This window comes from Microbispora sp. ATCC PTA-5024, from assembly GCF_000511135.2.
Classification (GTDB): Bacteria; Actinomycetota; Actinomycetes; order Streptosporangiales; family Streptosporangiaceae; genus Microbispora; species Microbispora corallina.
This window is the reverse complement of sequence record NZ_KI866524.1, coordinates 10,107-16,440: the sequence shown is the minus strand read 5'-3', so window position 1 is coordinate 16,440 and position 6,334 is coordinate 10,107. Positions and strand designations below refer to the sequence as shown.

7 protein-coding genes and 1 pseudogene are annotated in these 6,334 nt (G+C 71.9%); 4 read left to right on the top strand and 4 right to left on the bottom strand.

Annotated features, from left to right (window positions below):
* Positions 1-396 (bottom strand): annotated as a pseudogene (locus MPTA5024_RS42380) (DMT family transporter); the annotation flags it as partial.
* Between the two features lie 128 nt (positions 397-524).
* The gene (locus tag MPTA5024_RS20785; protein ID WP_036327116.1) at positions 525-1,250 is read right to left on the bottom strand and encodes an SDR family oxidoreductase; all 726 of its coding nucleotides are present in this window, start codon (positions 1,248-1,250) and stop codon (positions 525-527) included.
* Between the two features lie 55 nt (positions 1,251-1,305).
* On the opposite strand from MPTA5024_RS20785, the gene MPTA5024_RS20780 reads away from it, so the two are divergent.
* Positions 1,306-1,767, top strand: a complete 462-nt coding sequence (locus MPTA5024_RS20780) for a nuclear transport factor 2 family protein (RefSeq protein WP_051458465.1) — start codon at positions 1,306-1,308, stop codon at positions 1,765-1,767.
* Between the two features lie 3 nt (positions 1,768-1,770).
* Here MPTA5024_RS20780 and MPTA5024_RS20775 read toward each other — a convergent pair whose 3' ends face one another.
* On the bottom strand, positions 1,771-2,412 hold the full coding sequence (locus MPTA5024_RS20775; RefSeq protein ID WP_036327111.1) for a VC0807 family protein: 642 nt from the start codon (positions 2,410-2,412) through the stop codon (positions 1,771-1,773).
* A 197-nt stretch (positions 2,413-2,609) separates the two neighbouring features.
* Here MPTA5024_RS20775 and MPTA5024_RS20770 point away from each other — a divergent pair, with 197 nt between their 5' ends.
* On the top strand, positions 2,610-3,455 hold the full coding sequence (locus MPTA5024_RS20770; RefSeq protein ID WP_036327109.1) for an LLM class F420-dependent oxidoreductase: 846 nt from the start codon (positions 2,610-2,612) through the stop codon (positions 3,453-3,455).
* A gap of 8 nt (positions 3,456-3,463) precedes the next feature.
* Here MPTA5024_RS20770 and leuE read toward each other — a convergent pair whose 3' ends face one another.
* On the bottom strand, positions 3,464-4,144 hold the full coding sequence (leuE, locus tag MPTA5024_RS20765) for a leucine efflux protein LeuE (protein ID WP_036327107.1): 681 nt from the start codon (positions 4,142-4,144) through the stop codon (positions 3,464-3,466).
* Positions 4,145-4,263: 119 nt separating this feature from the next.
* Between leuE and MPTA5024_RS20760 the strand changes: the two genes are divergently transcribed.
* Both MPTA5024_RS20760 and MPTA5024_RS20755 read left to right on the top strand, forming a co-directional pair.
* Positions 4,264-5,652, top strand: coding sequence for a selenium-binding protein SBP56-related protein (locus tag MPTA5024_RS20760; RefSeq protein ID WP_036327104.1), 1,389 nt, complete (start codon positions 4,264-4,266; stop codon positions 5,650-5,652).
* Positions 5,649-6,248, top strand: coding sequence for a hypothetical protein (locus tag MPTA5024_RS20755; protein WP_036327102.1), 600 nt, complete (start codon positions 5,649-5,651; stop codon positions 6,246-6,248). The genes MPTA5024_RS20760 and MPTA5024_RS20755 overlap by 4 nt, the downstream gene beginning before the upstream one ends.
* Positions 6,249-6,334: the final 86 nt, after the last annotated feature.

Here is a 6,334-nt window from a genome sequence, read left to right as displayed (position 1 = left end):
CATCACGGCGGCCTCCGCGCCGTCCAGGGCGGGTGAGGGCGCGGCGGCCGGGACGAGCAGGACGATGCCGGCCAGCCCGGCGGCGACCATGCCGGCGGCGGCGATCTCGGCCCGCGCCACCCTGCGGCCGTGCAGCGCCGCGGCGATCGGCAGGGCGAACAGGAGGGCGGCGACCCCCATCGGCTGGACCACGGTCAGCGGCCCGACGCGGAGCGCGCCGATGTGCAGGGCCCCGCCCGCCGTCATGGAGGCCCCCGCGAGGAGCCAGCGCGGGCGGCGCAGGAGTGCGCCGAGCCCGGCCCCGGGCGAGCGGGCCGCCTCGTCCTGCTGGAGCGCCGCCCCGGTCGCGAAGAACAGCGACCCGAGCAACGCCAGCCCTGCCGCGAGCGCCGTCATCCCCGCCTCCCTTCACCTGAATGAAGGCATGGCGTCGTGGCCGGAACGCCTCAGGCGGGCGTCGAGAGGCGGAACGCGGGACTAATGGCGCAGCGCGGTATTCGGAGGGGGATACCTGGTTAGGGGGATCAGGTCATCGTCTTGCCGCCGTTGACGGCCAGGCGCTGCCCGGTGACGAAACGGGCGCCGGGCGAGGCGAGGAACGCCACGGCCTCGGCGACGTCGACCGGCACGCCCATGTGCGCGAGGGGAAGATCACGCAGGTACGCGTCGTAGTCCTCCGCGGGGACCTCGGCGTGCCGCTCGACCGGTATCCAACCCGGCTCGACCGTGTTCACCGTGATGCCGTACGGCCCGAGCTCGCGGGCCCACGAGCGGGTCAGGCCGTGCATGGCCGCCTTCGCGGACACGTAGTGCCCGTAGTCCGCGTTGCCGAGGTCGGTCACCTCGCTGCCGACGTTGACGATCCGGCCGGAGCCGGCCTCCCGCATGCCCGGCAGCACGGCCTGCAGGATCAGCAGCGGCGCCTTGACGAAGAACACCAGCTGGTCGAGGTGGTCCTGCCAGGTCTGCTTGTCGACCGGCATCAGCGGCTGCGGGCCGGTGGCGTTGTTGACCACGACGTCGATCGGCCCGATCTCGGCGATGCCCTGCCGTACGGCCTCCTCGTCGGTCACGTCGAACCGGGCGAGGCGGGCGGTGTTCCCGGCCGCCTCGATGCGCTCGACGACGGCGGTCGCGCCCCGGGTGTCGTGCGCGTAGTTGACGGCGACGTGCCATCCGCCGGCCGCGAGCCGCTCGGCGATGGCGGCGCCCAGACCTCGTGAGGCGCCGGTGACCAGTGCTGTTCCCATGGCGTCCTCCTTATCACGGCCACGGCCGCCCGTGACGTGCGGCATAGTGAACCGCATGGATGAGATCGCCGCTCTGGTGGACCGTGCAGAGATCGCCGACGTCGTGACCGCCGTCTTCGACACCGTGGACGCCAAGAACTGGCCGGTGTGCCAGGCGCTGTTCGACGACGAGGTGGACGCCGACTTCACCAGCCTGAACGGGGGAGAGCCGGCCAGGATCACCTCCGCCCAGCTCGTCGACGGGTGGCGGACCGGGCTGCACGCCCGCAAGCAGAGCTTCCACACGGTGAGCAACCTGGCCATCGCCGTGGACGGCGCGGAGGCCGGGGTGACCGCGAAGGGGTACGCCTACAACCTGCTCGACGACGGGCTCGGCGGCGGCATGTGGGAGGTCTGGGGCGTCTACCGCCTCCGCCTCGCCCGCCGCGCGGAGGGCTGGAAGGTGACCGGGCTGACGTTCGAGGCCCGCCACACGCGGGGCGACGACGACGTCCGCACCCACGCGCTCGAGGGCTGACGGTCAGCTCGTGATCGCCGGGGCCTCGGCGTGCAGGCGCTTGAGGACCCGGCGGAAGGCCCACGCCGAGCCGAGGAAGGCCAGGCCGCTGATGACGGCCACCGCCGTGGTCCTGACCAGCAGGTACGTCCCGATCGACTGGTGCAGCAGCAGCCAGATGCTGACGGTCGAGTTGGTCAGCAGCACGAACGCCCACAGCAGCGTGATGCGGGCGAAGAACCGGCGGACCCGCTCGTGCCGCAGCACGAACGACGGCAGGTGGATGTAGTCGAGCGTGAGCTTCTGGACCAGCGGGCGGCGCAGCCGCACCGAGGCGAGGAAGGCCATGCTGATGCAGATCGTGCCGAGCTCGGGCTGGATGAAGTAGACGACCGCGCTGCCGCTCCACAGGCCGAGCGCGGCCCGCACGGTGATCGCGATGGCGGCCAGCACCATCGTGCCCGGCACCGGACGGCGGCGGATCAGCCGCCACAGCAGCCCGAGGTACACCCACGACACGGCGGCGACCAGGGCGCCGTCCAGGCCGAGGATGGCGAGGGCCGCGTAGAAGACGGCCAGGGGGGCCACCACGCCTTCGAGGAGCCGGGGCACCGCCTGTTTGATCATCGCGGTGAGCCTGGGCAGGGCGAAGGGGGTGTGGTTCATGACACTCCAAGCGGCCGGCGAGGGACCGACGACGGATTCGGCACGCCTACCCGGACGCAGCTACCGAAAACGCCCGAGGAGGCCTATGTCGTCGGTCGCCTACCGTACCTGACGGGTCCGGGATCCGAAGCCGATCCGCGGACGCCGCGTGCCGCCCATGCCGGTGCGGCATGAGCGTCGGGGGTTAACGTGGCCGCATGGACTCAGGATTCGGCTACTTCGCCACCCATGATTCGGTCCGCCCGGACGCGCTGGCCCGGCTCGTGGAGCAGCGCGGCCACCAGGCCCTGCTGTTCACCGAGCACACCCACATCCCGGTGCCCGTGGGCCGCGGCGTGCCGGCGGACGAGCGGGGCGGCGACCTGCCGCGCAGGTACTGGCACACCTACGACCCGTTCGTCGCCTCCATGGCGGCCGGCCTGGCCACCACCCGGCTGCGCGTGGGCACGGGCATCTGCCTCGTCCCGCAGCACGAGCCGATCGGCCTGGCCAAGACCGTCGCCAGCGTGGACGACCTCACCGGGGGCCGGTTCGAGTTCGGGGTGGGGGCGGGGTGGAACGCACCCGAGACCGCCAACCACGGCGTGGACTTCCGCCGCCGGTTCGGCGTGATGCGCGAGCACATCGAGGCGATGCGGACGATCTGGACCCGGCCTGAGGCCTCCTACCACGGGGAGCACGTGTCCTTCGACCCCATCTGGTCGTGGCCCAAGCCGGCCCAGCGGCCCCACCCGCCGATCCTGGTCGGCGGCACCGGGCGGCGGGTGTTCGAGCGGGTGCTCGCCTACGGCGACGCGTGGCTGCCCAACTACGGTCCCGGCGTGCTCGACCGCACCGCCGAGCTGTTCCGGCTGGCCGAGGAGGAGGGCAGGCCGGTCGAGGTGATGCTGCTGTCCGTGCCGTCCGACCCGCGCGTGCTGGAGGAGTGCGAGAAGGCGGGCGTCTCCCGGGTCATGGCCTGGCTCCCCTCGGCCGGCCTCGGCCGGATCGAGCGCGCGATGGACGCGTTCGAGGAGGCGCTGGCCGACTACCGGGGGGAGTGACGCCCCCCCTAACTGAGGGAGGCCGTGGCGAGCTTCGCGCCGAACCCGAGGAACAGGGCGCCGACGCCCGTCGTCAGCCCGGCCGACAGCGCCCGGCGCCGCCGGAAGTGGTCGGCCAGGAACGTGCCGCCGAAGATCAGCGTGGTCAGGTAGGCGAAGCTGAACACCTGCACGATCAGGGCGAGGATCAGGAACGACAGGGCCGGGGCGCCGTATGACGGGTCGACGAACTGCACGAAGAACGCCACGAAGAACAAGATGGCCTTCGGGTTCAGCAGGCTGACGGCGAGCGCCTTGCGGAACGGGCTGCCCGGCGCGGGCGCCTCCCGCTCGGCCTGCTCGGCCTGCTCGGCCTGCGCGCCCTCGGGCAGGGGGCGGCGCGACGAGCGCAGCGAGCGCCACGCCGAGCGGAGCATGCCGAAGCCGATCCACGCGAGGTAGGCCGCGCCGGAGTACTTGACCAGCGAGAACAGGAACGGCGTCGACTTGAGCAGCGACGCGACCCCGGCGGCCGACAGGAACATCAGCACGGAGTCGCCCAGGAAGACCCCGCACGCCGCCCGGTACCCCTGCCGCACGCCTCGCTGGGCGGCCGTGGAGAGCACGAACAGAGAGTTCGGCCCGGGCAACAGGATGATCAGGAACGAGCCGATCACATAGGTCCAGATGTTGGTGATGCCAAAGAACATGCCCGCTCCCGCAAAAGCCGATATTTCTTGTTATAGCGCCTCACAGAGCGTGGTCGCAGCATGTTATCGGCGTGAGATACCTATTGACCTGGTGGGAAAAGAGGGAAGATCCTGGGCGCATGACCCTCTGGACGCCGGATCCCACGTTCTACCCCTCGCCCCGGGACGCCGCCACCGCCCCGCCGGAGACGCTCGCCTACGTGGCCGCCTTCGACCGCTCCGCCGAGCGGCCCGACGCGCTGGCCGTGCTCGACACCGACCCCGGCTCGTCCTCGTACGGGCAGGTCGTCGGCTGGACCGATCTGCCGTACGCGGGTGACGAGCTGCACCACTTCGGGTGGAACGCGTGCAGCAGCGCGCTGTGCCCCTACGCCCCGCACCCCCACGTGGAGCGGCGCTACCTGATCGTCCCCGGCCTGCGGTCGTCCCGGATCTACGTGTACGACACGAAGGACCGGGTGAGCCCGGAGCTGGTCAAGGTCATCGAGGCGGAGGACCTCGGCAAGCGGGCCGGCTACTCCCGCCCGCACACCGTCCACTGCGGCCCGGAGGGCCTGTACGTGTCCGCGCTCGGCGGGTACGGCGAGGAGGGTCCGGGCGGCATCGCGATCCTCGACCACACGTCGTTCGAGGTCCTCGGCCGCTGGGAGGTCGACCGCGGCCCGCAGTACCTCGCGTACGACTTCTGGTGGCACATCAACCACGACGTGCTCGTGACGTCCGAGTGGGGCACCCCGTCCATGATCGAGGACGGCGTCGTGGGGGAGTTGCTGCTCGGCCGCGAGTACGGCCACCGGCTGCACTTCTGGGACCTGCGCAGGAGGCGCCACGTCCAGGAGGTGGACCTCGGCGACCAGTACCAGATGGTGCTGGAGCTGCGGCCGGCCCACGACCCCACGAAGAAGTACGGCTTCGCCGGCGTCGTGACCAGCGTCGAGGACCTGTCCGCCTCGGTCTGGCTCTGGTACGAGGAGGGCGGCCGCTGGGCCGTGAGGAAGGTGATCGACATCCCGGCCGAGTCCGCCTCGCCCGACGACCTGCCCGACGTGCTCAAGCCGTTCGGCGCGGTGCCGCCCCTCGTGACCGACATCGACCTGTCGGTCGACGACCAGCGGCTGTACGTGTCGTGCTGGGGGACCGGCGAGCTCAAGCAGTTCGACGTGTCCGACCCGTTCAAGCCGGTCGAGATCGGATCGGTCCACCTCGGCGGCATCGTGCGCCGCGCCGCCCACCCGGCCGCGCCGTCCGAGCGCCTCGCGGGCGGGCCGCAGATGGTGGAGGTCAGCCGCGACGGCCGCCGGGTCTACGTGACGAACTCGCTGTACGGCTCCTGGGACGACCAGTTCTACCCCGACGGCGTGGGCGCCTGGATGGCGAAGGTCGACGCGGACGGTTTCACGCTCGACGAGCGGTTCTTCCCGCACGGCGACGACTTCCGCGGCCTCCGCCCGCACCAGACCCGGCTGCAGGGCGGCGACGCGTCCTCCGACTCCTACTGCTACCCGTGACCCTGACCGCCGTCATCCTGCTCGGGGCGTTCCACGGGATCAACCCCGCGATGGGCTGGCTGTTCGCCGTCGCGCGGGGGCTTCAGGAGCGCAGCCGCGACCTGCTGCTGCAGTCCCTCCCGGTGATCGCGCTCGGGCATCTCGCGTCGGTGGCGCTGGTGGTCCTCGTCGTCAGCGCCACCGGCTCGGTCGTGACAGGCACGGCGCTCGCGATCGGGTCGGGGGTCGTGCTCGTCGGATTCGGCCTGTGGCACCTGCTCGCCCGGCGGCACTTCCGCTGGGTGGGCATGCGGCTGTCGTTGCCGCAGCTCGCGGCCTGGTCGTTCCTCATGTCGTCGGTGCACGGGGCCGGTCTGATGCTGCTGCCGGTGCTCACCCGGATCCCGGCCGGCCACCACGGCCACGCCCTGTCCGGGGGGATGTTCGTGGCCGGCGTCCACACGCTCTCCATGTTCGTCACGGCGACCGCCGTGGCCCTGGCCGTCTACGAGTTCCTCGGCGTGGCCGTCCTGCGCCGGGCCTGGTTCAACCTGGACAGGATGTGGGCCTTCGCCCTGGTCGGGGCGGGGGTGTTCACCCTCGTCGGGGCCATGTGAGCCCTCCGCGTGGTCCGCGGGCCACCGCACCCCGTGGCGTCCACCGGGCCGGGCTCCGCGCCGAGGCCGCGGCCTCCGCCGCGGGC